This window comes from Pseudomonas sp. 21615526 (assembly GCF_013386245.1).
Classification (GTDB): domain Bacteria; phylum Pseudomonadota; class Gammaproteobacteria; order Pseudomonadales; family Pseudomonadaceae; genus Aquipseudomonas.
Genome location: NZ_JACAOM010000033.1, coordinates 108,946 through 134,568 on the forward strand (window position 1 = coordinate 108,946; position 25,623 = coordinate 134,568).

At 60.7% G+C, this 25,623-nt stretch carries 24 protein-coding genes and 2 tRNA genes; 10 read left to right on the forward strand and 16 right to left on the reverse strand.

Translation table 11 applies throughout. From position 1 onward, the window contains the following. Window positions 1-77: 77 nt before the first annotated feature. Window positions 78-518 carry a PA3611 family quorum-sensing-regulated virulence factor gene (locus HX786_RS12315; RefSeq protein WP_003208640.1) on the reverse strand — a complete coding sequence of 147 codons (441 nt, stop codon included), beginning with the start codon at window positions 516-518 and terminating at the stop codon, window positions 78-80. A gap of 205 nt (window positions 519-723) precedes the next feature. Here HX786_RS12315 and HX786_RS12320 point away from each other — a divergent pair, with 205 nt between their 5' ends. From HX786_RS12320 to HX786_RS12330, 3 genes are all read left to right on the forward strand, one after another. Then, on the forward strand, window positions 724-1,434 hold the full coding sequence (locus HX786_RS12320; RefSeq protein ID WP_178912141.1) for a tRNA-uridine aminocarboxypropyltransferase: 711 nt from the start codon (window positions 724-726) through the stop codon (window positions 1,432-1,434). 254 nt (window positions 1,435-1,688) lie between these two features. Continuing rightward, the gene (erdR, locus tag HX786_RS12325; protein WP_003208636.1) at window positions 1,689-2,339 is read left to right on the forward strand and encodes a response regulator transcription factor ErdR; all 651 of its coding nucleotides are present in this window, start codon (window positions 1,689-1,691) and stop codon (window positions 2,337-2,339) included. A gap of 75 nt (window positions 2,340-2,414) precedes the next feature. Beyond that, the gene (locus HX786_RS12330) at window positions 2,415-2,777 is read left to right on the forward strand and encodes a diacylglycerol kinase (RefSeq protein ID WP_003208635.1); all 363 of its coding nucleotides are present in this window, start codon (window positions 2,415-2,417) and stop codon (window positions 2,775-2,777) included. Here the strand turns inward: HX786_RS12330 and HX786_RS12335 are convergent. After that, the gene (locus HX786_RS12335) at window positions 2,774-3,700 is read right to left on the reverse strand and encodes a LysR family transcriptional regulator (protein WP_003208633.1); all 927 of its coding nucleotides are present in this window, start codon (window positions 3,698-3,700) and stop codon (window positions 2,774-2,776) included. The two genes, HX786_RS12330 and HX786_RS12335, sit on opposite strands and share 4 nt — an antisense overlap. 124 nt (window positions 3,701-3,824) lie before the next feature. Here HX786_RS12335 and fpr point away from each other — a divergent pair, with 124 nt between their 5' ends. Beyond that, window positions 3,825-4,604 (forward strand): ferredoxin-NADP reductase, encoded by a 780-nt coding sequence (fpr, locus tag HX786_RS12340; RefSeq protein ID WP_003189055.1) that lies wholly within the window; start codon window positions 3,825-3,827, stop codon window positions 4,602-4,604. Window positions 4,605-4,707: 103 nt separating this feature from the next. Here fpr and tsaA read toward each other — a convergent pair whose 3' ends face one another. The 5 genes from tsaA to rimO all read right to left on the reverse strand — a co-directional run bounded on the left by tsaA (window position 4,708) and on the right by rimO (window position 8,646). Continuing rightward, entirely contained in the window at window positions 4,708-5,403 is a 696-nt protein-coding gene (tsaA, locus tag HX786_RS12345) for a tRNA (N6-threonylcarbamoyladenosine(37)-N6)-methyltransferase TrmO (protein WP_178912142.1), read from the reverse strand. 4 nt (window positions 5,404-5,407) lie between these two features. Beyond that, a complete protein-coding gene (locus HX786_RS12350) occupies window positions 5,408-5,869 on the reverse strand; it encodes a DUF1456 family protein (protein ID WP_003208629.1) in 462 nt (153 codons plus the stop codon). Window positions 5,870-5,946: 77 nt separating this feature from the next. After that, window positions 5,947-6,657 (reverse strand): rRNA pseudouridine synthase, encoded by a 711-nt coding sequence (locus HX786_RS12355; protein ID WP_178912143.1) that lies wholly within the window; start codon window positions 6,655-6,657, stop codon window positions 5,947-5,949. Between the two features lie 71 nt (window positions 6,658-6,728). Further along, entirely contained in the window at window positions 6,729-7,202 is a 474-nt protein-coding gene (locus HX786_RS12360; RefSeq protein ID WP_003208626.1) for a GNAT family N-acetyltransferase, read from the reverse strand. A 103-nt stretch (window positions 7,203-7,305) separates the two neighbouring features. After that, on the reverse strand, window positions 7,306-8,646 hold the full coding sequence (gene rimO, locus HX786_RS12365; RefSeq protein WP_218172220.1) for a 30S ribosomal protein S12 methylthiotransferase RimO: 1,341 nt from the start codon (window positions 8,644-8,646) through the stop codon (window positions 7,306-7,308). Between the two features lie 301 nt (window positions 8,647-8,947). Between rimO and HX786_RS12370 the strand changes: the two genes are divergently transcribed. Further along, window positions 8,948-10,849, forward strand: coding sequence for a potassium transporter Kup (locus HX786_RS12370; protein ID WP_003208622.1), 1,902 nt, complete (start codon window positions 8,948-8,950; stop codon window positions 10,847-10,849). 54 nt (window positions 10,850-10,903) lie between these two features. Here the strand turns inward: HX786_RS12370 and HX786_RS12375 are convergent, their stop codons facing one another. From HX786_RS12375 to HX786_RS12390, 4 genes are all read right to left on the reverse strand, one after another. After that, window positions 10,904-12,190, reverse strand: coding sequence for a virulence factor family protein (locus tag HX786_RS12375; RefSeq protein WP_003208620.1), 1,287 nt, complete (start codon window positions 12,188-12,190; stop codon window positions 10,904-10,906). Next, window positions 12,190-14,832 carry a bifunctional lysylphosphatidylglycerol flippase/synthetase MprF gene (mprF, locus tag HX786_RS12380; protein ID WP_178912144.1) on the reverse strand — a complete coding sequence of 881 codons (2,643 nt, stop codon included), beginning with the start codon at window positions 14,830-14,832 and terminating at the stop codon, window positions 12,190-12,192. The genes HX786_RS12375 and mprF overlap by 1 nt, the downstream gene beginning before the upstream one ends. Window positions 14,833-15,112: 280 nt before the next feature. After that, window positions 15,113-15,189 (reverse strand) — tRNA-Met (locus HX786_RS12385). Window positions 15,190-15,395: 206 nt separating this feature from the next. Continuing rightward, a tRNA-Met gene (locus HX786_RS12390) sits at window positions 15,396-15,472 on the reverse strand. Window positions 15,473-15,763: 291 nt separating this feature from the next. On the opposite strand from HX786_RS12390, the gene dinB reads away from it, so the two are divergent. Further along, a complete protein-coding gene (gene dinB, locus HX786_RS12395; RefSeq protein ID WP_134327257.1) occupies window positions 15,764-16,822 on the forward strand; it encodes a DNA polymerase IV in 1,059 nt (352 codons plus the stop codon). 115 nt (window positions 16,823-16,937) lie between these two features. On the opposite strand, the gene HX786_RS12400 is transcribed toward dinB, so the two are convergent. The 4 genes from HX786_RS12400 to HX786_RS12415 all read right to left on the reverse strand — a co-directional run bounded on the left by HX786_RS12400 (window position 16,938) and on the right by HX786_RS12415 (window position 21,706). Next, window positions 16,938-17,891, reverse strand: coding sequence for a hypothetical protein (locus HX786_RS12400; RefSeq protein WP_003208616.1), 954 nt, complete (start codon window positions 17,889-17,891; stop codon window positions 16,938-16,940). 20 nt (window positions 17,892-17,911) lie between these two features. Then, entirely contained in the window at window positions 17,912-19,627 is a 1,716-nt protein-coding gene (locus HX786_RS12405) for a proline--tRNA ligase (protein WP_008433579.1), read from the reverse strand. Window positions 19,628-19,806: 179 nt separating this feature from the next. Next, a complete protein-coding gene (locus HX786_RS12410; protein WP_008433581.1) occupies window positions 19,807-21,348 on the reverse strand; it encodes an AmpG family muropeptide MFS transporter in 1,542 nt (513 codons plus the stop codon). Window positions 21,349-21,391: 43 nt separating this feature from the next. After that, complete coding sequence (locus HX786_RS12415; RefSeq protein WP_218166212.1) at window positions 21,392-21,706, reverse strand: MGMT family protein; 315 nt, start codon at window positions 21,704-21,706, stop codon at window positions 21,392-21,394. 202 nt (window positions 21,707-21,908) lie between these two features. Between HX786_RS12415 and HX786_RS12420 the strand changes: the two genes are divergently transcribed. Then, complete coding sequence (locus tag HX786_RS12420; RefSeq protein ID WP_003208606.1) at window positions 21,909-22,916, forward strand: DUF481 domain-containing protein; 1,008 nt, start codon at window positions 21,909-21,911, stop codon at window positions 22,914-22,916. 15 nt (window positions 22,917-22,931) lie between these two features. On the opposite strand, the gene HX786_RS12425 is transcribed toward HX786_RS12420, so the two are convergent. Further along, complete coding sequence (locus HX786_RS12425) at window positions 22,932-23,690, reverse strand: SDR family oxidoreductase (protein ID WP_178912145.1); 759 nt, start codon at window positions 23,688-23,690, stop codon at window positions 22,932-22,934. A 75-nt stretch (window positions 23,691-23,765) separates the two neighbouring features. On the opposite strand from HX786_RS12425, the gene HX786_RS12430 reads away from it, so the two are divergent. The 3 genes from HX786_RS12430 (at window position 23,766) to groES (ending at window position 25,586) form a co-directional block, all read left to right on the forward strand. Further along, a complete protein-coding gene (locus HX786_RS12430) occupies window positions 23,766-24,497 on the forward strand; it encodes a HugZ family protein (protein WP_003208603.1) in 732 nt (243 codons plus the stop codon). A gap of 66 nt (window positions 24,498-24,563) precedes the next feature. Next, complete coding sequence (locus HX786_RS12435) at window positions 24,564-25,040, forward strand: FxsA family protein (protein WP_008433587.1); 477 nt, start codon at window positions 24,564-24,566, stop codon at window positions 25,038-25,040. A gap of 249 nt (window positions 25,041-25,289) precedes the next feature. Next, window positions 25,290-25,586, forward strand: a complete 297-nt coding sequence (gene groES, locus HX786_RS12440) for a co-chaperone GroES (RefSeq protein ID WP_003208599.1) — start codon at window positions 25,290-25,292, stop codon at window positions 25,584-25,586. Window positions 25,587-25,623 lie beyond the last annotated feature (37 nt).

Sequence of the window (25,623 nt, forward strand, 5' to 3'; positions counted from 1 at the left end):
GCGGGCGGGCAATGGCGGAGAGTGCAGAGGGGTATATTGCGCGCCGCTGGTCAGCGGCGCGCGACAGGAGTTATCGCTTACTTTTTCTTCTTCGCGGCAGCCGGTGCCGGGCAATCTGCTTCCTGGAACTTCACCGAGGCTACCGGGCGGTTGGTTTTGTTCTCGGTGATTTCATAGCGCATGATCGCGCCCTTGGCCATCAGCTCGCGGTAACCCTTGTTCAGGCACACACTTTGGCCGAGCTGGAAGTACACAGCCTTGGGGTTGGCGCGCATTTGCTCGGCGCGGTCGGGCAGTACGCTCAAATGGTCAATCAGCTGCAAGCCTTCAACGGTGTAGGCAACTTCCAGGGTCTTTTCGTCAATTTCCCGTGGCAGTTCTTTGTTGGTTTCCTCTGCGACGCTTTGCAGCTTCCTGTTCAGTTGAGCCTCCAGCAACGAGGCCGCTTGGGCACCCAGAGGCAACACCAGCGCGAGGGCGACGGACGGAACTACAAGGCGTGGCATAAGACGCAGCATGAAACTCTCCTGATTCGGTTACTGGTGCATAGACCAGCCACTGCGCTGTGCGTTCAGTGGCGCGGGATTATAGGTGACCGCTTGCCCCTAGGGCCAGCCTATTGCCGGGAAGTGCAGGTGGCCGGGGGCGGCTCTGGTAAACTGCGGTAACTTTTGCCTTCCGAGTTCTATCCGTGTCGATTTCCACTTCCCTGCGGCGCTCCCGATGAGCCATGCCGTCTCCCGTTTGCGCACGCAGCGCCTGGCCCGTGCCGTAAAACCGTTTGTAGCGCGAGGCTCGCGGGCCGAACGCTGCCCCGGCTGCCGGGTGATTCCCGAGTACTGCCTCTGCGCCTGGCGGCCCAAGGTCCAGGCCAGATCCGGCATGTGCCTGCTGATGCACGACGTAGAGCCGATGAAACCCAGCAACACCGGCTGGCTGATTGCCGATGTGATCAACGACACGACTGCGTTCCCCTGGTCGCGCACTGAGGTTGAGCCGGAGTTGCTGACCTTGCTGGCCGACCCGCAATGGCAGCCATACATCGTCTTTCCCGGCGAATTCGTGGCCCCGGAGCGGGTGGTCCATCAGGTCAAGTTGGAGGAGGGCAAGCGCCCGCTGTTCATTTTGCTGGACGGCACCTGGAGCGAGGCGCGCAAGATGTTCCGCAAGAGCCCGTACCTGGAGCACTTGCCGGTGCTGAGCCTGGCGCCCGAGCAACTGTCGCGCTACAAGCTGCGTCGCTCCAAGCGTGATGACCACTTCTGCACCGCCGAAGTCGCCGCGCTATGCCTGGAGCTGGCTGAAGATGCCGCAGCCAGTGAAGTCCTGGATGCCTACCTGGACGTATTCAGCACCCACTACCTGGCCGCCAAGTTTCAACTGGCGCTGGCCCCGGCCGATGTCGTCCATACTCGCCTTGCACCTTATCTATAGGTGTCATGGCCAGCCGACCTTTGCATGATGGCCGCGCAAACGCGCAGCCCGCTAAAATAGCCACGGGCGTAGCGCTTGACCACCCAGGCTACGCTGGGCATGCTTGGCGCCGATTGGGGCGCTGTCACAGATTGGATACGTCGCTTTTTGACGTTGAGCGCGCCCTTTGGTGACTGCTGGCCTGGCAGCCACCTTGCGCGTTGGCGAGCACTGAACCCATCAGTGCCGCCCTAAAAAACAGGATCATTTAATAAATGGCCACATACGAAATCCTGATTGCCGATGACCACCCGCTGTTTCGCAGTGCGCTGCACCAGGCGGTCACGCTGGGCCTGGGGCCGGATGTACGCCTCGTCGAAGTCGCCAGCATTGCCGAGCTGGAAACCCGCCTTACCGAAAAGTCCGACTGGGACCTGGTCCTGCTGGACCTGAACATGCCGGGTGCCTACGGTTTTTCCGGGCTGGTGCTGCTGCGTGGGCAATACCCGCAGATACCAGTGGTGATGGTATCGGCCCAGGAAGAGGCGTCGGTGGTGGTGCGCTCCAAGGAGTTCGGTGCCAGTGGTTTCATTCCCAAGTCCAGCTCCATGGAAGACATCCAGAAAGCCGTGCGCACGGTGCTGGATGGCGATGTCTCCTGGCCGCCGCAAGCCTTTGAAGAGATCAACGTCTCCGACGAAGCCAAGGCCGCGCGTGATGGCCTGGCCAGCCTCACGCCCCAGCAGTTCCGCGTGCTGACCATGGTTTGCGAAGGCCTGCTGAACAAGCAGATTGCCTATGAGTTGAGCGTGTCGGAAGCGACCATCAAGGCTCACGTCACGGCGATCTTCCGCAAGCTCGGCGTACGTACGCGAACCCAGGCGGCGCTGCTCTTGCAACAACTTGAGTCAATTTCGCAGCATTAAGACGCTGTTCATTCACGTTTTTTTGACTTTGCTTGCTCTAGTTTCCCCACACCTTTTTGCTCAGTTGCCTACTCTATGTCGCCTTTCAAGGGTCAAACCGGTATCAAACGTATTTTCAACGCAGGCGGATATTCCCTGGATGGCCTGCGTGCGGCTTTCACCGGCGAGGCGGCGTTTCGTCAGCTGGTGTTGCTCAATGTCATCCTGATCCCGCTGAGTTTCTTCCTTAACGTCAGCCGGGTAGAGCGGGCGCTGCTGATCGCCGTGTGCCTGCTGGCATTGATCGTCGAGTTGCTCAACTCCGCCGTCGAAGCGGCGATCGACCGGATTTCCCTGGACCTGCACCCCTTGTCGAAAAATGCCAAGGACATGGGCAGCGCCGCGCAGTTCGTAGCGCTGACCATGATTACCCTGGTGTGGGCCGTGATCCTGATCTAGGCAATGGTCGGCAGTACGATCTCGTCGCTGCGCTGCACCCCGGCGGTGAACGACCGGCACAGCTCGAGGAATTCGCGCATCGCCGAGGTCTGGTACTTCTGCTTGTGCCAGATGAAGTAGAACTGCCGGGCCAGGTCCAGGTCCGGGGTTTCCACCGGTACCAGGCTGCCACGCCGGAAGGCGTCGCGCAGCGCCAGCCGGGAAATGCAGCCAATCCCCAAGCCTGATTCCACCGCGCGTTTGATTGCCTCGGTGTGTTCCAGCTCCAGGCGGATATTCAGCGCGCTGCGGTGATGCCGCATGGCCTGGTCAAAGGTCAGGCGTGTTCCAGAGCCTTGTTCCCGCAGGATCCAGGCTTCATGGGTCAGCTCTTCCATGGTCGCCTGGCCGCGCTTGGCCAAGTGATGCTGGGGGGCGCAGAACACCACCAGTTCATCTTCCACCCAGGTTTGCACCTCGATGTCCGGGTGGCTGCAGTCGCCTTCGATTAGACCCAGATCAATTTCGTAGTGCGCCACCTGATGCACGATATGCGCAGTGTTCTGCACATGCAGCTTCACCTGGCTCTCGGGATGCTGCTGCATGAAGCTGCCGATCAGCAGCGTGGCCAGGTAGTTGCCGATGGTCAGCGTGGCCCCGACCGCCAGGGAGCCGAAGCCCGACTTGCCGTTGAGCAGGTCCTCGATCTCCTTGGCCTGGTCCAGCAGTGCCACCGCCTGGGGCAATAGCTGGTGACCGAGGGCGTTGAGGCTCAGGCGTTTGCCCGCGCGGTCGAACAACTGGCAGCTGGATTGACGCTCCAGCTCGGTAATCGACGTGCTGGCGGCGGATTGAGATAAGGCCAGAAGGCCAGCAGCGCGCGAGACGCTTTCCTGCTGGGCGACGGCGACGAAGACTTGCAGTTGACGTAGAGTAAATCGCATATCGATATAACCGATAACCCTTATCTTAATAATCCAGTTAACAGATATTGTCGCCGCCATTAGAATGCTGTGCAATTGCGCATCCATCATTTGGCGCAGACCCATTTCCAGGAGTCCCCCGTACATGAGCAACATGAACCACGAGCGTGTCCTCAGTGTTCATCACTGGAACGACACTCTGTTCAGCTTCAAGTGCACCCGCGATCCGGGCCTGCGCTTCGAGAACGGTCAGTTCGTGATGATCGGCCTGCAACAGCCCAACGGCCGCCCGCTCATGCGCGCTTACTCGATTGCCAGCCCGAACTGGGAAGAGCATCTGGAGTTCTTCAGCATCAAGGTGCCTGATGGCCCGCTGACTTCCCAATTGCAGCACTTGAAGGAAGGCGACGAGATCATCATCAGCAAAAAACCGACGGGCACCCTGGTGCTTGACGATTTGAAGCCGGGCAAACACCTGTACCTGCTCAGCACCGGCACTGGCCTGGCGCCGTTCATGAGCGTGATCCAGGACCCGGAAACCTACGAGCGTTTCGAAAAAGTGATCCTGTGCCACGGCGTGCGTTACGTCAACGAAGTCGCCTACCGCGAATTCATCACCGAGCACCTGCCGCAGAACGAGTTCTTCGGCGAGGCCCTGCGTGACAAGTTGATCTACTACCCGACCGTGACCCGTGAGCCGTTCGAAAACGAAGGCCGCCTGACCGACCTGATGCGCAGCGGCAAGCTGTTCAGTGACATCGGCCTGCCGCCGATCAATCCTGAAGACGACCGCGCCATGCTGTGCGGCAGCCCAAGCATGCTGGATGAAACCAGCGAAGTGCTCAACAGCTTCGGTTTGAAGGTTTCCCCGCGTATGCGTGAGCCGGGCGACTACCTGATCGAGCGTGCGTTCGTCGAGAAATAAGCGCGACGCAAAAAAATGTGGGAGCGGGCTTGCTCGCGAAAGCGGTGTAACAGTCACCAGATGTATTGACTGATCCACNNCCGCTCCCACATTTGTTTCCGGTTTACCCGGCCGACACGACTTCCAGCACATAAATCATCCCGGCTTCGGGATAGTGCCAGCGCACATCAACATCCCAGAACTGCGCCCCGTATTCCCGCTCCGGCCCCGGCGTCTGGTACGCCGGCCGTGGATCCTGCGCCAGGCACTGCTCGATCAACGCCACCAATGGCTCGCCAAGGCGCTGAGCGTGGCCTTCTGCCTGTTGCAGCGCAGTCTTCAGCCACTGCACGGGAATCAGCTGTGGCGCAGCGCTGGCGATGTTGTTGGTCGCAGTGTCAACTATGTCTGCGTACGGCACGTACGGCTTGATGTCGAGAATCGGTGTGCCATCCAGCAGGTCGATCCCGGATATCCACAGGCGCCCATCTTCCACCTTGTCCAGCTTGACCACTGACTGGCCGATGCCGTTGGGCCGGTGCGTCGCGCGGGTGGCGAACACGCCCATGGACGTGTTGCCACCCAGGCGAGGCGGGCGCACTTTCAGGCGGGGCTTGTCTTCCAGCGCCTGGTGGAACAGGAACAGCAGCCACACATGGCTGACCTGTTCCAAACCCTGCACCGCCTCACCCTGGTCGAATGGCGGCACCAACTCCAGCACGCCCCGGGCGGCAGGCGCCAGTTGTGGCTGGCGCGGGATGGCGAACTTCTCCTTGAAGCAGGAGCGGACAAAGCCGATGGGCGAGACGCTGTAGTTCACGGGTTTAGGCGCGAACGCGCAGGGTCAAGCCCTTGAGGAAGTTGCGCAACAGCTGGTCACCACAGGTGCGGTAGTTGGTGTGGCCGAACTTGCGGAACAGTGCGCTCAGCTCAGGCTTGGACACCGGGAACTCGGAGGCCTTGAGGATTGCGTGCATGTCGTCTTCCTTCAGTTCGAAGGCCACGCGCAGTTTCTTCAGGACGATGTTGTTGGTCACCGGCAGTTCGATCGGCTGCGGTGGACGGCTCTCGTCCTTGCCGCGCTTGAAGATCACCAGGCCATCGAGGAAATGCGCCATGACTTCGTCCGGGCAGAACACGAAGCCTTCTTCCTCGTCTTTCTTGAGGTAGGTCAGCAGGTCGTCCTTGGTGACTTCCATGCCGCCGAGCTTGATGATCTCGACCATCTTGTTGTCGCTGATGTCGAGCATGTAGCGCACGCTGCGCAGTACGTCGTTGTGAATCATGGTGGGCAATCCTGGTCATTCAACTGTGGATACCGCCCAGGCAGGCGGTATCGAGAGATTCGGCGGCGAAAAAAGTCTTAGAACTTTTCTTTGCCGGACAGATAGCGCCATTGGCCTATCGGCACTTTGCCGATGGAGACTCCGCCAATGCGGATGCGTCGAATGGCGACGACTTTCAGGCCGACGGCTTCGCAGAACAAGGCAATCACACCCGGTTGCGGGTTTTTCAGCGCAAAGCGCAGGCGGTTCTCGTTCTGCCAGCTGGCTTTCACCGCCGGCAATTCCTTACCTTTGTAGGTCAGGCCATGGTTGAGGCGGTTCAGGCCGTGGGCGACCATGTCGCCGGACACCTCCACCACGTATTCCTGTTCGATCTTGTTCGCGTCAGCGGTCAGCTTGCGCAAAATCTTCCAGTCCTGGGTGAACACCAGCAGGCCGCTGGCCTTGGCTTGCAGGTCACTGCTGGCGGTCAGGCGCAGGAAGTGGCCCTTGAGCGGGCGCTTGCTGAAGCGGTGTTCTTCCGACAGGGTCTCGGCGTTGATCGACGCCATGGCTGTCTCGGCATCCACGCCGGCGGGGGCGTGGAACAGGATGGTCACCGGCTCCGGCGCTGTGGCCTTGGCCTCAGGGTCAAGCTCGACCTTCTGGGTGGTGACCTTGAACTGCGGCTCGTCGATCACTTCGCCGTCCACCGTGACCCAGCCGCCTTCGATGAACAGCTCAGCCTCCCGACGGGAGCAACCGACCAGTTCGATGAGGCGTTTGGAGAGGCGTAGGGGTTCAGTCATGACAAGGGCCGAAACAAAAGGGGGCGGCTATTGTACCTGTGTGGCGCCGGTTAATCCCGGCTCCATTTCATTTAGCCGCGACGTGCCTGTGGCTGGGCCTGGCGCAAACGCATGTGCAGCAACGGATAAGGCTGGCCCATGCCGTCATGGTCCGTGCGTCCGATCACCTCAAAGCCCTGCTTGAAGTAAAAGCCCAGGGCCTGCGGGTTCTGTTCGTTGACGTCCAGTTGATCGGCATTCATCGACTCGATGGCATAGCGCAGCAATTGCCGGCCCAGGCCCTGGCCACGGTGCTCGGGGTCGATAAACAGCATCTCGACCTTGCCCGCGGCCACCCCGGCAAACCCGGTGATGCGCTGGCGTGAGTCCTTGGTGCAGATCAGCATCACCGCGTCGAGGTAGCGGGTCAGCACCAGGTTTTTCAGCAACTCGATGTAACTGTCCGGCAGGAAGTCATGGGTGGCCCGCACCGAAGCCTCCCAGATGCGGGTCAGTTCCTGATAGTCGCTGGATTTGGGTGTATGGATAACCGAATGCTGACGCATGCCCGCTGCCCCTTGCCGATGATTGGCGCCGATGGGCAAAACGATAGACCTAAAAAAGCCCCGCATCTTGTCCAGAGGCAGGGCTTTTTCAATTCTTTACACCTTATGCGCGTTTTTCAGCCCACAGGTCGTACTCGTCGGCGTCGGTCACGGTGCACCAGACCTTGTCGCCCGGCTTCAGGCCGCTGGCATCGTCGATGAACACGTTACCGTCGATTTCCGGCGCATCGAAGAAGCAGCGGCCTACAGCGCCTTGCTCGTCGACTTCGTCGATCAGTACTTCGATCTCACGGCCGATGCGCAGTTGCAGGCGCGCCGAGCTGATGGCCTGCTGGTGCGCCATGAAGCGCTCCCAACGGTCCTGCTTGACGTCGTCCGGCACGATGGCAGCGTCCAGCAGGTTGGCCGGAGCACCTTCCACCGGCGAGTACTGGAAGCAGCCGACGCGGTCCAGCTGGGCCTCGGTCAGCCAGTCCAGCAGGTACTGGAAGTCTTCTTCGGTTTCGCCGGGGAAGCCGACGATGAAGGTGGAGCGGATGATCAGGTCCGGGCAGATCTCGCGCCAGTTCTTGATGCGCGCCAGGGTCTTGTCTTCGAAGGCCGGGCGTTTCATGGCCTTGAGGATTTTCGGGCTGGCGTGCTGGAACGGGATGTCCAGGTACGGCAGGATCTTGCCGGCGGCCATCAGCGGGATCAACTCGTCAACGTGCGGGTACGGGTAAACGTAGTGCAGACGCACCCATACGCCGAGGCTGCTCAGGGCTTCGCAGAGTTCGGTCATGCGGGTTTTCACCGGCGCGCCGTTCCAGAAGCCGGTGCGGTATTTGACGTCGACGCCGTAGGCGCTGGTGTCCTGGGAGATCACCAGCAGCTCTTTCACGCCGGATTTGACCAGGCGCTGGGCCTCGTCCAGCACGTCGCCCACCGGGCGGCTCACCAGCTTGCCGCGCATCGACGGGATGATGCAGAAGCTGCAGCTGTGGTTGCAGCCTTCGGAAATCTTCAGGTAGGCGTAGTGGCGCGGCGTCAGCTTGATGCCCTGCGGCGGCACCAGGTCGATCAACGGGTTGTGGTCCTGGCGCGGCGGCACTACGTCGTGCACGGCGTTGACCACTTGCTCGTACTGCTGCGGGCCGGTCACGGCCAGCACGCTCGGGTGCACGTTGCGGATGTTGCCTTCTTCCACGCCCATGCAGCCGGTGACGATCACCTTGCCGTTTTCCTTGATGGCTTCGCCGATCACTTCCAGGGACTCGGCCTTGGCCGAGTCGATGAAGCCACAGGTGTTGACCACCACCACGTCCGCGTCCTGGTAGGTGGACACGACGTCATAGCCTTCCATGCGCAGTTGCGTAAGGATGCGTTCGGAGTCGACCAGAGCCTTTGGGCAACCCAGGGATACAAAGCCGACCTTGGGGTTGGCTTTTGCGATGGTGGTGGACATGTCTAACCTCGGTATTGAATGACGCCGCCCGTCGTGCACGAAAGGTGGCGGATGGGCACTTGGTGTGCCTCTGATCAAAAAGTGCGCAATTCTAGCGACGGGAATCGCTCTTGACCAGCTTTATGCAGGGAAATACGACGAGTGCTGCGCTATGCTTCGCGCCGTTGCACCTGAGTGAATTTCCTCGGTCAATAAATCGTCTGTAACGAGAAGTAAAACAGCGCATGCTGTGGACAGCATAGGCGCCCGCAGCAGGCGCGCTGTTTATAAAAGACCGCAGGTCAAAGGGCAGGAGTGGTTGATGGGTCAGGCAAGTAGTCAGGCAGCAGGTGCCGAGCAGTCCAACGCAAAGCCGATCGGCATGCTGGTGGCGGCAGTGGGGGTGGTTTACGGCGATATCGGCACCAGCCCGCTCTACACCCTTAAAGAGGTGTTTGCTGGCGGTTATGGGGTTCAGGTCAATCACGACGGGGTCTTCGGGATCCTGGCGCTGATTTTCTGGTCGCTGGTCTGGGTCGTTTCGATCAAGTACGTGCTGTTTATCCTGCGCGCGGATAACCAGGGCGAGGGCGGCATCATGGCCCTGACGGCTTTGGCCCGGCGGGCGGCGGCACCTTACCCCAAGTTGCGTTCGGTGCTGGTGATTCTCGGCCTGATCGGTGCGGCGCTGTTTTACGGCGACAGCATGATCACCCCGGCGATCTCGGTATTGTCGGCGGTCGAAGGCCTGGAACTGGCGTTTGATGGCCTTGAGCGCTGGGTGGTGCCGCTTTCGCTGGTGGTGCTGGTGGGGCTGTTCCTGATCCAGAAACATGGCACGGACCGCATCGGCAAGCTGTTCGGCCCGGTGATGGTGCTGTGGTTCCTGGTGTTGGCCGGCCTGGGCATCCATGGAATCATCCAGCACCCTGAGGTGCTCAACGCCCTCAACCCTGTGTGGGGCGTGCGCTTCTTCATCGTTCACCCTGGCATGGGCGTGGCGATTCTCGGTGCGGTGGTACTGGCATTGACCGGCGCCGAGGCGCTGTACGCCGACATGGGCCACTTCGGACGCAAGCCGATTGCCCGTGCCTGGTTCGCCCTGGTGCTGCCGGCGTTGGTGCTTAACTACTTTGGCCAGGGCGCGCTGCTGCTGGAAAATCCAGAGGCAGCCCGCAACCCGTTCTACCTGCTGGCACCGGAGTGGGCTCTGGTCCCGCTGGTGGCGTTGTCCACTTTGGCCACCGTGATTGCTTCCCAGGCGGTGATCTCCGGGGCGTTCTCCCTGACCCGTCAGGCGATCCAGCTCGGTTACATCCCGCGCATGCATATCCAGCACACTTCCAGCGCCGAGCAAGGCCAGATCTACATCGGCGCGGTGAACTGGTCACTGATGGTGGGCGTGATCCTGCTGGTGCTGGGCTTCGAGTCCTCCAACGCCCTGGCTTCGGCCTATGGTGTGGCGGTGACGGGCACCATGTTGATCACCAGCATTCTGGTGTCGGCGGTGATGCTGTTGCTGTGGAAATGGCCGCCGGTACTGGCTATCCCGGTGTTGATCGGTTTCCTGTTGGTGGATGGGCTGTTCTTTGCCGCCAACGTGCCCAAGATCGTGCAGGGTGGTGCGTTTCCGGTATTGGCGGGGATTGTGTTGTTTATCCTCATGACCACCTGGAAGCGCGGCAAGGAGCTGCTGGTGGACCGGCTGGACGAAGGTGGGCTGCCGCTGCCGATCTTTATCAGCAGTATCCGTGTGCAGCCGCCGCATCGCGTGCAAGGCACGGCGGTGTTCCTGACCGCACGCCCGGATGCCGTGCCCCACGCCTTGCTGCATAACTTGCTGCACAACCAGGTGCTGCATGAGCAGGTGGTGCTGTTGACGGTGGTCTACGAAGACATCCCGCGTGTACCGGCCCAGCGTCGTTTCGAGGTCGATTCCTATGGCGAGGGCTTCTTCCGGGTGATCCTGCACTTTGGTTTCGTCGATGAACCGGACGTGCCCGAAGCGCTGAAGCTGTGCCATCTGGATGACCTGGATTTCAGCCCGATGCGCACCACCTACTTCCTCAGCCGCGAAACCGTGATCGCGTCCCGCATCAAGGGCATGGCGCGTTGGCGCGAAGGGTTGTTCGCGTTCATGCTGAAGAACGCCAACGGCAACCTGCGCTTCTTCAAGTTGCCGGTTAACCGGGTGATCGAGCTCGGCACTCAAGTAGAAATGTAAGCCCAACAAAAAGCCCCCGGTGCCTTGCGGCAGCGGGGGCTTTTTTGTGGGCGCTTATTCGGCCGGGGTCTTGCCCTGGCGCTTCTCGATGATGTCTACCAGACGCTTGGCCAGCGCCGGGTAGTTCTCGTCGAAGTGATGGCCGCCAGGCAGCTTCACGGCTTCGCCGACAGCGGTCTTGTCGGTGCAGCCACTCTCGTCGACTTCTTCGGCACCGTAGATGCACACCACCTTGTCGGCCGGCAGCTTGGCCATTTCCGGGCCGGTCGCAGCTTCCTTGCCGGCGTTGCCCAGCCAGCCTTCCACTTCGATCTCGAAGCTGCCGGTGCGGGCGAAGGCCAGCAGGATGATCGCGTCTACACGCTGCTGCTCGTTTTCCGGCAGGCGGTTGTAGATGGCCGGCAGCACATCGGCGCCGAACGAGTAGCCGGTCAGCACGAAGCGCTTGGTGCCCCATTTCTGCCGGTAGTGCTGCATCAGCTCGGCGAGGTCCTTGGCGCTTTGTTCCGGGGTCTTGTGCTGCCAGTAGTAGCGCAGGGTATCGATGCCCACCACCGGGTAGCCGATCTTGGCCATTTCACCGGCCACGTCGCGGTCCAGGTCACGCCAGCCGCCGTCACCGGAGAGGAACAGGGTGACGGTGTCCTTGGCCTGGCCAGCCGGCACTTCGACCACCGGGATCGCCAGGCCGCCGTTGTCCGAGCCCACCAGTTGCTTGCGCAGCTCGTTGTTCAGCACTTGCGGGTAGTGAACGTCGTAGTCGCTGATGCTGGTGGTAGCACGCGGCGTGTCGCGTACGAAACTGGCAGCATCATCGTCAGGGTTATCGTTCCAGGCCACCAGCCAGCTACCGTGGGCCGAAGTCTTCGGCAACGGGTCGTTGCAGCCTGGCTGCGCCAGCGCGAAGCCGACGGAGATGGCATTGGCCTTGTCGTCGTTCTGTGCGGCCAGCCAGCGCCAGGCCAGGGCTGCGCCAGGGCCGATGCCGCTGACCAGGGTCGCCGGGCCGGCAAGCTGGCCCAGGGCGGTTTGCAGGGCTTGTTCCTGCAGCTTGCAGTCGTCCTTGGGCAGGATCACCTGGACGATCTGCGCTGCGCCGCCCTGGCTCAGGGCGATCAGTTGGCTGTCGGTCAGGGTTTCGTCGGCCAGCACGGCCACGGCCACGCGGGCCTTGGGCGCGGTACCCGGGGTGACGCGGGTCAGGACCGTGCCATCGGCCTGGGGCAGTTGTTCCAGAGTCGGTTGCGGTGCAGGGCGGTTCCAGTACCAGTAGCCGCCACCGAGGATCAGTGCCAGTACCACCAAAAATGCCAATACATACCGCCAGGAGCGTCGAATCATCAGCGTTTCACCAATCCAGTCAAGCCGCCCGCAATCAGGGCGGCGGTGTCGGCCAGTGCCACCAGCGGATCAAGTCCTGCGGGCACGGCCATATAACGGGGTTCCCAGTCAGGCTGGAACTTGTCTTTGAAGCGGCGCAAGCCTTGGAAGTTATACAGTTGCTCGCCACGGCGGAACACCATCGAGCCCAGGCGTTGGGTCAGCGGGGCGCCACGTCGTGGTTGCAGGCCCGACAACGGCACCATGCCGAGGCTGAAGCGGGCGTAGCCATGGTTCTTATAATGTTGAATCAGGCCGACCATCATGAATTCCATGGTCAGTTTCGGCGCGTCCGGGTGCGCACGCATCAGGTCGAGACTGGCCAGGTCGTGGCTGTAGGTCTCAAGCAGGTTCGCAAACGCTACCGGGCGCCCTTCGAAGCGAATGATCGCAATACGAAAGTGCTTGAGGTAGTCGTCGCTGAATCGTCCAAGGGAAAAGCCTTTTTCCCGCACGTTCTTGCCGGTCAGCCATGCGTCGGAGATGACTTTCAACTCATCCATCGGGGCCTGGCCGGGTTCGTGAATCTCCAGGGACAAGCCATCACGGGTCCCGCGGTTCCAGGTGTAGCGCAGGTCCTTCATCTCTTTGCCCTTGGCTTCCAGGTCAAAGCGTTTGAGGTCGACCCGGGCTTCTTCACCCAGTTTGATCGCGGTGAGGCCGATGTCCATGTAGTACGGCAGGTTCTCCGCGCGCACCTGGTAGAACACCGGGCGGGCGTGGTGAATGTCACACAGGTCGCGGAACTGCCAGATCATCTCGGCCCGTTGCAGGGTCGGGCCAATCGGATCGTACAAGGCCACCAGGCTGCGACCGCGACGAGCGTACATCAGGAACGCTTCGTCGTTGGGATGAAACAGCAGGGCCTTGTCGCCGGTCAGCGCCAGGCCGCCGTCGGGTTGTGCAGAGTTCATCAGGATCTTGGTGGCGCGCTCCAGTTCATCCGGTGTCGGCAAGTGGATGATCGGGCGCGCGGTACGCAGCAGCCAGGTCAGCGACACCACCACCAGCACCACGGCCGCGCCCAGCAGCGAACGCAGGCCCCGCGGGGCGTTGGCGTCGAGGGTGAACTGCCACCACAACTGATGGCTGTAGGGCACGTCCTGGTAGGCGAACAACAGCAGCCAGATCGACGCACCGAGTACGCACACGCTGGCCACCAGGTACAGCGGCGAGAACGGCAGTTCGGTCAGGCGGCTGGCGCGGTAGAACGAGCGCCGGAAGATCGCCAGCAGCACTGCCGTCATGGTCATCAGGCTGGCTTCTTCCCAGTCGAAACCCTTGAGCAGGGAGAGCAGGGCGCCGGTCAGCAGCAGCACCATGGTCAGCATCCACGCCGCGGACAACCGTCGACGCAGGCCCTGGGCCAACAGAAGGCAGAGCACGCCGATCAGGCTGGCACCAAAGTGCGACGCGTCAATCAGGCGATGAGGAATCAGGAAGCCGATGTTTTCCAGGCGTGAGTCGATTTCCGGGGTTGCGCCGGAAAACAGCAGGACCACGCCTGACAAAAAAACCAGTACGGCCAGGATCGGCGCAGCGAGGCCCGAGGCCGCGCGCAGGCTTTGTTGCGTATGGAACAGGCGCTGGGCTTCATTGACCAGCAGGAACACACAAGCGATCAACAGCGGCAGCACCACGTAGATCATCCGGTACAGCAGCAGTGCGGCCGCCAGTGGCGCGGCACCGAGCTTGTCGGCGAAGGCAGCCAGCAGGATTGCTTCGAACACCCCGACGCCACCGGGTACATGGCTGAGCACACCGGCGGCCAGGGCCAGCAGGTACACCAGCAGGAACGGGCCAAAGGGCGGCGCTTCCGGCAGCAGCATATACAGCACGGTAGCGGCCGCAGCCACGTCGAGGGCAGTGATGATCAGTTGCAGGAAGGTCAGGCGACGGCCCGGCAGGCGCAAGGTGCGACGCCCGGCCTTGACCAGCAGGTTGTCCGGATACGGTTGTTCCGGCAGGCGGCGGCGGTAGATGCCGATGCACAGTGCGGCTGTTAACAGCAACACAGCGCCGGCGATGCCGCCGAGCAGGCTGGCGGGTAGATGCAAGGCATTGGACGCGGCAGGCAGGTTGCTCAGGGTGGCCAGCGCAGCGAGCGGCGGCAGGGCGCAACCCAGGGCCAGGCTGGCAAACACGGTCATGCGCGCCACTTCCGAAGCGCCGATGCCATACCGTGCATATAAACGGTAGCGTACCGAGCCGCCCGAGAGCATCGACAGACCAATCGCGTTACCGATGGCGAATGCGGTAAAGCCGCCGTAGGCCAGGGTTTTGGCAGGCAGCTTCACGCCGGCATAACGGGCACCGGAAAATTCATAGCCCAACAAAATGATAAAGCCGGCGACAGCAGCACCGAACGCACCCAGCAGTGCAGGCTTGGGTACTTCAAGGATTGAATCGTGGAGCGCGTACAGATCCAGTTCAAGCAACAGGTGGCGACAGGCGATAAGGGCGATTGCGAACAGCAACAAGGTGACGGCCAGCCCGATGGGTTGGCGGTATTTGCTCAACAGATCCAGCCAGCGCAAACGGGTGGGAGTGATCGGTTGTGTCGCTGTGACAGAGTCTTGTGGTTCAGACGAGTTGGCGCGCATCAATCACCTCGTGGATTGTGCGCGACAGGATGGAGGTATCCAGCCAAGTTACCAATCCCTATGGACAAAATAATTACAAATATTAACGCGTATCGCGAAGTGCGGCGACAGCGCCCATTGGTCGTAGAAGGACAGTGCTTGAAGACTTAGCATAGCTTGCAATGAGATGGACTCTACAAACCGTGTACGGTTTCATGAAAGATGCCATGCCATTGTTTCAAAAGGACTTTTTCGTCAGATACAAAAAAGGCCACTCTTTCGAGCAGCCTTTTTTGATGTTTGGTTGCGGGAGCCGGATTTGAACCGACGACCTTCGGGTTATGAGCCCGACGAGCTACCAGACTGCTCCATCCCGCGTCTGTGTGGCGGCATTCTACAGAGCAACGGCGGGGTGTCAACCGTTAATCGAACGATGGGTCAAATAAGTGCAATTTAGCGTCGGATTGTCACGCGGGTGCGGTAAGTGCGCGATTGGGAAAGGTTTTTTGTCAGACAATCGACGCGAGGGCTAAAACAGACAGGCACAAAAAAGGCCACTCTTTCGAGTAGCCTTTTTTGATGTTTGGTTGCGGGAGCCGGATTTGAACCGACGACCTTCGGGTTATGAGCCCGACGAGCTACCAGACTGCTCCATCCCGCGTCTGTGTGTCGGCATTCTACAGAGGAACGCGAGTGTGTCAACCGCTGATTCAAAGAAAAGCGCTTGTGGTTCAATCGGTTAGCTCTCCAAGGTGGCCCCTTGATAGGCCGCGGGGCCAGTCTGGCCGAGGCTTTCAGCTCTATTGGGGGGTGTGTTTCGATTGAGAAAATGAATTCACCTGCGAATTTTCCTACCGCTTAAGCGGAAGATTCAAACTACTGGTGCTATATACAGGTGTGAGTGAGATACTGCCGGCCTGTCCGTTTTCTGCCCAGAACCACTGCCTTATATATGACGCAGCGCAAAATCATCCACGTCGACTGTGATTGCTTCTACGCCGCCATCGAGATGCGCGACGACCCGACCCTGGCGCAAAAGCCCCTGGCGGTCGGCGGTTCGGCAGACCGTCGCGGGGTGATCGCCACCTGCAACTATGAAGCACGGGCCTATGGTGTGCGTTCGGCTATGTCGTCCCGCCATGCCCTGAAGCTGTGCCCGGACCTGACCATCGTCAAGCCGCGCATGGATGCTTATAAAGAAGCATCAAAGGAAATCCAGGCGATCTTTCGCGACTACACCGACCTGATCGAACCGTTGTCCCTGGACGAAGCCTACCTGGACGTCTCCGACAGCCCGCATTTTGGCGGCAGTGCCACGCGCATTGCCCAGGACATTCGCCGGCGGGTCTCCAACCAGTTGCACATCACCGTTTCCGCGGGCGTGGCGCCGAACAAGTTTCTCGCCAAGATCGCCAGCGACTGGAAAAAGCCCAACGGACTGTTTGTGATCACCCCCGACCAGGTGGAAGACTTTGTCTCGGCGCTGCCGGTGAAAAAGCTCCACGGCGTGGGCAAGGTGACGGCCGACAAGCTGGCGCGGCTGGGGATCGAGGACTGCCTGCAACTGCGGGAGTGGAACAAGTTGGCGCTGGTGCGAGAGTTCGGCAGTTTTGGCGAGCGGCTTTGGAGCCTGGCGCGTGGGATTGATGACCGTGTGGTGCAGAACGACAGCCGCCGGCAATCCATCAGCGTGGAAAATACCTACGATGTCGACCTGCCGGACTTGCCCAGTTGCCTGGAAAAACTGCCGGAGCTGATGGACACCCTGGCCGGGCGCATGGCGCGCATCGACAGCAGTTATCGGGCGGGCAAGCCGTTCGTCAAAGTGAAGTTTCACGACTTTACCCAGACGACCCTGGAGCAGGCGGGGGCAGGGCGGGACCTGGAGAGTTACCGGCAGTTGCTGACCCAGGCGTTCAATCGCGGCGACAAGCCGGTGCGATTGCTGGGAATAGGCGTGCGTTTGCTGGATTTGAGCAACGGCAACGAGCAGCTCCAATTCCCCTGGTAGGAACCGAAAACCAAATGTGGGAGCGGGCTTGCTCGCGAATGCTGTGTGTCAGTTGACGCATGTGCTGGCTGACACGCCGCATTCGCGAGCAAGCCCGCTCCCACATTTAAAGGCTTCAGCGTGCTCCGGGATCCGCCACCAGGCGTCCGGCATCCTTGGTCAAGGCCTGCAGGAATTCCTGCTGCAACTCCGGATCATTGCGGGTCAGTTCGATCAGGCTCTGTTCCAGCTCGCTGGCTTCTTCTTCCAGGCCCAGCTCCGACAGGCGCTTGACCCGGTGCACCCACTCGTTGACCTCGTCGTCTTCCAGGTCGTCATAGATCAAACCGTGAGCTTCGAGCAATTTGCCCCGCAGGGTGCCGCTGATGGCCAGGGATGAGTCCGAGTGCACGTCATCCTGGGCATCTTCAACACTGATCTTCAGGGTGCTGATGCGGTTCAGGTCCTGCTCGGCAAACGGGCTGTCCAACAGGTTCAGGCGCAGCACGCCATCGCGGTCGGTGGTCAGCTCATGGGTTTGCTTGCCGGCAGTCACCTGTACCGGGCGCTCGCTCCAGGGCAGGCTCGAATACTCCACGCGCTTGTCGCGCTGGACTTCATCGATACCCGCCAGGTTCTGTTGCGCACGGCCGTTGGATTGCACGTTCATGAACGGGTTGAGCCCGTCCACGCCATAGCTGAGCCAATCCCGGGTCATGCTGGCAGGCAGGTTGCCCAGGGCAAACACATTCGCCACGTTGGCGCCGACGCCCGCCACCAGCGCGACCGCGCCCAGGGGCATCTCATAGAGTTTGCGCCAGGGCTGGTAGGGCGTGTAGCGGTCGTAGCGACGGGTAACTTCGAACTCGGTGACCTCAAAGGTCTTTTGCTCGTGAATGCGCACCCGGCGTTGCGGCAGCTCCAGCACCTTCGGCTCGCCCACGTCGATCTGCAGGCTGTGATCGAGCAATTTGCGCTCGATGCGTTCCTCGTGCTCGCTGCGTTGCGACATTTGGTTGGCGCAGCCGCTGACCAGCAGGGCGCCACATAACGTGGCGCCCCCCAGGGCTATGGTGTTTCGCTTGAACATGACGACTCTTGATCTGGTTTTCAGCGACGAATACGCGCCTGAAGGAAAGACAGCACGTCAGCCACCGGCAACGGTTGGGCCTCGGCTTCGGTCCGGCTCTTGTATTCCAGATTGCCATCGGCCAGGCCGCGGTCACTGACCACGATCCGGTGCGGGATGCCAATCAGTTCCATGTCGGCGAACTTGATGCCCGGGCTGGTTTTCTTGTCCCGATCATCCAGCAGCACTTCAAAACCGGCAGCCGTGAGTTCGGCATACAGTTTGTCGGTGGCTTCGCGTACTTGCTCGGTTTCGTAGCGCAGCGGTACCAGGGCAACCTGGAATGGCGCCAGGGCGTCGCTCCAGATGATGCCTTTCTCGTCGTTGTTCTGCTCGATGGCAGCCGCAACCACGCGGGATACGCCAATGCCGTAGCAGCCCATTTCCAGGGTGATCGGCTTGCCGTTCTCGCCCAGCACTTCGCACTTCATCGCCTTGCTGTACTTGTTGCCCAGCTGGAAGATGTGCCCGACTTCGATGCCGCGCTTGATTTCCAGGGTGCCCTTGCCGTCCGGGCTTGGGTCGCCGGCCACCACGTTGCGCAGGTCGGCCACGGTCGGAACCGGCAGGTCACGTTCCCAGTTCACGCCAAAGTAGTGCTTGTCATCGATGTTGGCACCGATGCCGAAGTCGCTCATCAGCTCGACCGAACGGTCGATGATGATCGGCAATGGCAGGTTCAGCGGGCCCAGGGAGCCGGCACCGGCACCAATGGCGTCGCGCAGTTCGGCGTCGGTGGCCATGACCAGCGGGCTGGCAACGCCTGGCTGCTGGGCGGCCTTGATTTCGTTGAGCTCGTGGTCGCCACGGATTACCAGGGCGATCAGCTTGCCTTCTTCCTCGGCGCGCACGATCAGCGTCTTGATGGTCTTTTCAATCGGCAGATTGAATTTCTCCACCAGGGCCGCGATGGTCTTGGTCTCGGGTGTGTCCACCAGGCGCAGCTCTTCGCTTGGCGCAGGGCGGGAAGTTTCCCGTGGCACGGCTTCGGCTTTCTCGATGTTTGCCGCGTAGTCGGAACCGTTGCTGAACACGATGTCGTCTTCACCGGACTCGGCCAGCACGTGGAACTCGTGGGAGCCGGCACCGCCGATGGAGCCGTTGTCCGCTTCAACCGGGCGGAATTTCAGGCCCAGGCGCGTGAACACATTGCAGTAGGCGGTGTGCATGCGGTCGTAGGTGACCTGCAGGGACGCCTGGTCAGCGTGGAACGAATAGGCGTCCTTCATGATGAATTCGCGGCCGCGCATCAACCCGAAGCGTGGGCGGATTTCGTCACGGAACTTGGTTTGGATCTGATACAGGTTGAGGGGCAGCTGCTTGTAGCTGCTCAACTCGTTGCGCATCAGGTCGGTGATCACTTCTTCGTGGGTCGGGCCGGCGCAGAAGTCCCGGCCATGACGATCCTTGAAGCGCAGCAATTCAGGGCCGTACTCTTCCCAGCGCCCGGATTCCTGCCACAGCTCAGCCGGTTGGGTGCTCGGCATCAACACTTCCAGAGAGCCGGCAGCGTTCATTTCTTCACGAACGATGGCTTCGACCTTGCGCATCACCTTCAAGCCCATGGGCAGCCAGGTGTACAGGCCCGAGGCCAGTTTGCGGATCATGCCGGCGCGCAGCATCAGCTGATGGCTGATCACGACCGCGTCGGAAGGCGTTTCTTTCTGTGTGGCGAGCAAATATTGACTGGTGCGCATGGTAGGCCGTTGTCGGTTGCTTGGACTTGAAATGACTTGGGATTGTACGGGCGCTTGCTGCCGACGTACAGGCATCTGGTTGCTGGAGCAGGGCTTCTGTGGGAGCTGGCATGCCTGCGATGCAGGCAACACGGTGTGTCAGTTACACCGCGGTGATGCAATCGCAGGCAAGCCAGCTCCTACAGTGATTCGTTTTCCTCGGGAGGATTCAAGCGAATCCGCCGGCTTTCCTGAAACCAGTGCAAGGCGATCAGGACCAGCGTCGGCACACCCAGCAGGCAGGTGATCATGAAGAAGTTGTGGTAACCGAACTTCTCGACCATCACCCCCGAATACCCGCCGATCAAGCGCGGCAGCAGCAACATGATCGAACTGAGCAGGGCGTATTGGGTGGCGGAGAACTTCAGGTTGGTCAGGCTCGACAGGTACGCGACAAACGCCGAGGTCGCCATGCCTGAACTGAAGTTATCCAGGGAAATGGTGAAAATCAGCATCTGCAGGTCCGGGCCCATGTCGGCGAGCATCACGAACAGCAGGTTGGTGCCGGCCGATGCAATGCCGCCGATGAACAGGATCGGCAGAATCCCGAAGCGCACGATCAACAGGCCACCCATGCCGGCGCCCAGCAAGGTCATGATCAGGCCGAAGACTTTGCTGACACCGGCGATCTGGTCCTTGGTAAAGCCCTGGTCGATATAGAACACGTTGGCCATTACGCCCATTACCGTGTCCGACATGCGGTAGGTGGCAATCAGCCCCAACAGCAGGAAGGCCTGCCAGCGGTAGCGCAGGATAAAGTCGTTGACCGGCGTGAGCACCGGCGCCAGGCCCCGGCGGCCCATGGTCGACAGGCACAGCGTGGTCAGGATGATGTAGAGGATGGCCCGCAGGAACGCGCGATCTTCCAGCAGCAGGTCCAGCAGGCTGACCCCATGGAACAGCACGCTGGCGAAGTCAGTGTTGTACAGCTGGGTGAACATCGCCGGTACCGAGACCAGCAGCACGATCAACACGAACACCGAGACCAGCTGGTGAGCAAAGCTGTAGCGCCCGGCCTGCAATTGGGTACGCAGCGGCACATTGGGTTCGCGCATGAACAGCGTGGTCAGCAGCGCAGGCACCATCAGTGCACCAAACAGCACGTACGTACCGGCCCATGCCGAATGCTTGTAGTTGAACCCGGTGGAACCGAAGCCTTCGGCAAAAAACAGCGCACCTGCGGTGGCAAGCAGCGCGGCCACGCGATAACCGGACATATAGCTGGCGGCAAGCGCGGCCTGCTGGCTGTCGCTGGCGATTTCCAGGCGGTAGGCGTCTACGGCGATGTCTTGCGTGGCGGAAGCGAAGGCCACGATCACGGCAATGGCGATCAGCCAGGACAGATGCTTTTGCGGATCACAGAAACCCATGCCGATCAATCCGAGGATCACCAGCGTCTGGGACAGTACCAGCCAGGAGCGACGACGTCCGAGCTTGCCGAGCAGTGGCAGGCGCCATTGGTCGAGCAGGGGCGACCAGACCCACTTGAAGGCATAGGCCAGGCCGATCAGGCTCGCATAACCGATGGTTTCGCGGGCCACGCCGGCCTCGCGCAACCATACCGAGAGCGTCGAGAACACCAACATGTAAGGCAAGCCGGCAGCAAAGCCGAGCAGCAACAGCACTAACGTCGAGGGGCTGGCATAGGCGGCGAGCGCGGCGCGCCAGGTTTTACGGGGCATGGGCTGGAGTCTGCCTCAGAATTACGCAAATAAAGCGCGCACTCTAACCGCTGTGCTCTACCGGGCGCCAGCCATGACGCTGAATATCAACACGATTGTTCAGGATGCTGACGCCTTCGCCGCGCAAACGCGCACGTTGCTCGTCACCCGAGGCACTGCCCACCGGCAGACTTATCCGACCACCGGCACCCAGCACGCGATGCCAGGGCAGTTTGGTGTCCTCGGGCAGTTGGCTCAGGGTGCGACCCACCCAACGTGCGGCGCGACCCAAACCGGCGAGGTGTGCCAGCTCCCCGTAGCTGATCACGCAGCCTTCGGGCACTTGGGCGAGGGTCAGGTACAGCACAGTGCGGCGCATTTCAGCGGGGCTTTGCGGAGCGTCGGTCAGTTCGTTCACGGTGGCATATCCGATGAAAATATCCGTCTATTTGTAAGAAATTTCTGCAAAATGGGGGGCTGAGAGCGGAACTCGATACGAATACCCGAGTCAGTCCTTGCTAAGAAGTTATCCACCCCGATAATGCCCGTTTTTTCGTCAAACTCGAGCCCCATATCCGCTTATGTTGTCCAGAACCCTGCTGTGCCTCGCTGTCTTCAGCGCCTCCACCCCGTTGCTCGCCGACACCGTCTGGTTGAAGAACGGTGACCGCCTGACCGGCAAGATCAAGGTTTTCGACGGTGGCAAGCTGCTGATCCAGACCGACTATGCCGGCGCGATCCCGGTGGACTGGAAGCAGGTCAAGACCCTGGAGAGCGATCAGGAATTGCTGGTCAAGCAGGATGCCTACAGCGGTGAGAAGGCCAAGTCCCTGCAGCCGGCCGACGATGGCAAGGTCATCCTGGCCAACGGCGAGGCGCCCAAGACCGTCGAGCTGGCGAGCATCCAGCAGATCATCAAGCCCAAGCCGGTGATCGAGGACCTGGTGTGGAAGGGCAATGTCGATATGGCGCTGGACTACAAGCGCGCGGAAAAAGACACCAACGACTACGACATCGACTTCAAGACCACTGCCCGCCATGGCCAGTGGCGCCATACCGCCGAGGGCGAGTACAACCGCGAATTCCAGGACGACGTGACCACCACCGACAACTGGGCGCTGGAGTACGACCTGGACCGGTTTATTACCGAACACTGGTTCTGGCAGGGCCGCTTGACCTACAAGCGCGACAAGGTCGAGGACCTGTCCCGCCAGCGCACCGTGGGTACCGGCCCGGGCTACCAATTCTGGGATGACGAACTGGGCGCGTTCTCCCTCGGTTCGCTGGTCAACCGCACCGACTATGAATACCAGGACGGCGGCAAGGACAACTTCTATTCGCTGGCCATGAAGTGGAACTACAACCGCTACCTGGTGGGCAAGACCGTTGAATTCTTCACCAATGGCGAAGTGGGCAAACCGCTGGCCGGGCCGTCCGAGTACTCCCTGGATGCGGAAATGGGCTTGCGCTACAAAGTCACCGAGTGGGCCTCCCTCAACCTCAAGGCCGAGCGCGACATTATTAGTGGCGACTCGGAAAGCGCGTTGAGCAAGACCCGCTACACCGCAGGGTTCGGCGTCGCCTGGTAACGAGCCGCCTGGTAATTAAAGGCGTAACCCGCCGTCCATTTCCAGAATCCGCCCGGTGTAGTAGTCGTTCTCGAAGATATACGCCGCTGAATGGGCAATCTCCTCAGGCCGCCCCATGCGCTTGAGGGGAATGCCGGCGGTCATCTTCTCCAAGGCCTCGGGCTTCATGCCCAGCGTCATCTCGGTCTCGATAAACCCCGGTGCGATGCCCGCCACGCGGATGCCGTAGCGCGCCAACTCCTTGGCCCAGGTCACAGTGGCGGCCGCTACACCGGCCTTGGCGGCGGAGTAGTTGGTCTGCCCGACATTGCCGGCCCGCGAGATCGACGAGATATTGATAATGGTGCCCTGGTTCTTCAGCTCCACCATTTTTGCCGCCACCTCACGGGTGCACAGGAACACCCCGGTAAGGTTGACATCGATCACCGCCTGCCACTGGGCCAGGCTCATCTTGGTCATCTCGCCGTCCTTGACCTTGAGCAGCAAGCCATCACGCAAGATCCCGGCGTTGTTGATCAAGCCGTTGATCGCACCGAAGTCTTCGGCGATCTGTGCCACGGTGTAGGTCACCTGCTCTTCATTCGCCACGTTGCACAGATAGGCGCGTGCCTTCACCCCATGGGCCTGGCAGGCGGCCACCGCCTGGTCGAGTTTTTCCTGATTGAGGTCCACCAGCGCCAGGTTGGCACCTTTGGCGGCAAAATACTCGGCCATGGAGCGGCCCAAACCCTGGCAACCGCCGGTGATAATGATTACTTTGTCGTTGAGATGCATTCGCAAGTCCTGTGGGCAGAATTAAGCGGCTATCCAAGTTTGTTTTTTGACGAAATTTATCGAAGGAGTCATAAGTTGAGCGCGCACGTTGCCAAGAATGCCCGAGAACTACTGCTCAAGGAATACCGTGGGGCACTCGCCACCTTGTCCAAGGCCATGCCCGGTTTCCCTTTTGGCTCGGTGGTGCCGTATTGCCTGGACGCCGAGGGTCGGCCGCTGATCCTGATCAGCCGTATCGCCCAGCACACCCACAACCTGCAGAAAGACCCCAAGTGCTCGTTGCTGGTCGGTGAGCGTGAGGCGGACGACGTGCAAGCGGTAGGGCGTCTGACCTACCTCGCCGAGGCCGAAAAGCTCGAAGACGGCGCTGCGATTGAAGCCGCCGCCGAGCGTTATTACCGCTATTTCCCGGACTCGGCGAACTACCACAAGGCCCATGATTTTGACTTCTGGGTGCTCAAGCCGGTGCGCCATCGTTATATCGGCGGGTTCGGCGCGATCCACTGGGTCGACCAACTGACCCTGGCCAATCCGTTTGCCGGCAAGGCCGAGCTGAGCATGGTCGAGCACATGAACAGCGACCACACCAAGGCGATTGCCCACTATGTCGAACTGGCCGGCCTGCCGACCTCCGAGCCTGCGCAACTGGCCGGTATCGACAGCGAAGGCATGCACTTGCGCATTGGCCAGGCCCTCTACTGGCTGCCCTTTGCCGAGCCTTGCAACACGCCGACACAAGTACGCGAAGCCTTGGTTTTCCTGGCTCACGCCGAGGTCTGGCCGAAAAAAGCAGCCGCTGAAGCTTGAATTCACGAAACGGCGACGTCATCTAAGGTGAAGTAGCAAGGCATTCTTGCGTTGAGGAACCATTTGATGCGCCCTTTTTTGTTGCTTTTTTTGTTGTTTCCGGTGCTTGAGCTGTTCGTATTCGTACAAGTCAGCGGGGCAATCGGGTTTTTCCCGGCGCTGCTGCTGATCATTCTCGGCTCGATGCTCGGCGTTCTGGTGCTGCGCGTCGCCGGCCTGGCCACGGCGCTGCGTGCCCGTGAAAGCCTGAATCGCGGCGAACTGCCGGCCCAGACCATGCTCGAAGGCCTGATGATGGCGTTGGCCGGTGGCCTGTTGATCCTGCCGGGCTTCATCAGCGATGTGGTTGGCCTTGTGATGTTGCTGCCATTCACTCGCAAGCTGCTGGCGGGCAAGATGCGCCAGCGTGCCGAAGAGGCTGCGATCCGCCAGCGCGCCTTCGCCGACGATCTGCAACCCCGTGGTGGCCCGGCCCCGCGCCAGCCACTGGGACGTGAAGGTGACGTGATCGAAGGCGAGTTCGAACACCGCGACCCCAAGTAATCCCCTCACTGGCACGGCACCCGCGGGTGCCGTGCGGCTTTTGAAGACGCCCCCCGACACAAAAATTTTCATCTCGGTACCCTTGTAATAAGCTTATGCGCCCTTATGTAACGGTCACCGCAAGGTTTCTGGTGGCGACACCAGACAGACTTCCGCGTTTCGCACCGCGAACCGCGACCGGCACCGCCGGAATTTAACTAGCCGGAATTGACACCGGCCGATGAAAAACACAATTAGGAGAGATCGACAATGAGCAAGCTTCGTCCTCTGCATGACCGCGTCGTCATCCGTCGCAGTGAAGAAGAAAAGAAAACCGCTGGCGGTATCGTGCTGCCAGGTTCGGCTGCTGAGAAAGCCAACCACGGTGTGATTCTCGCTGCTGGCCCAGGCAAGACCCTGGAAAACGGTGAAGTGCGTGCGCTGGCTGTGAAAGTGGGTGACAAGGTTGTTTTCGGCCCTTACTCCGGCAGCAACACTGTGAAAATCGACGGCGAAGACCTGCTGGTAATGGCTGAGAACGAGATTCTCGCTGTTCTGGAAGGCTGATTTCCCCGCTCATCTTCCCGTTACTACAAAGTATTTA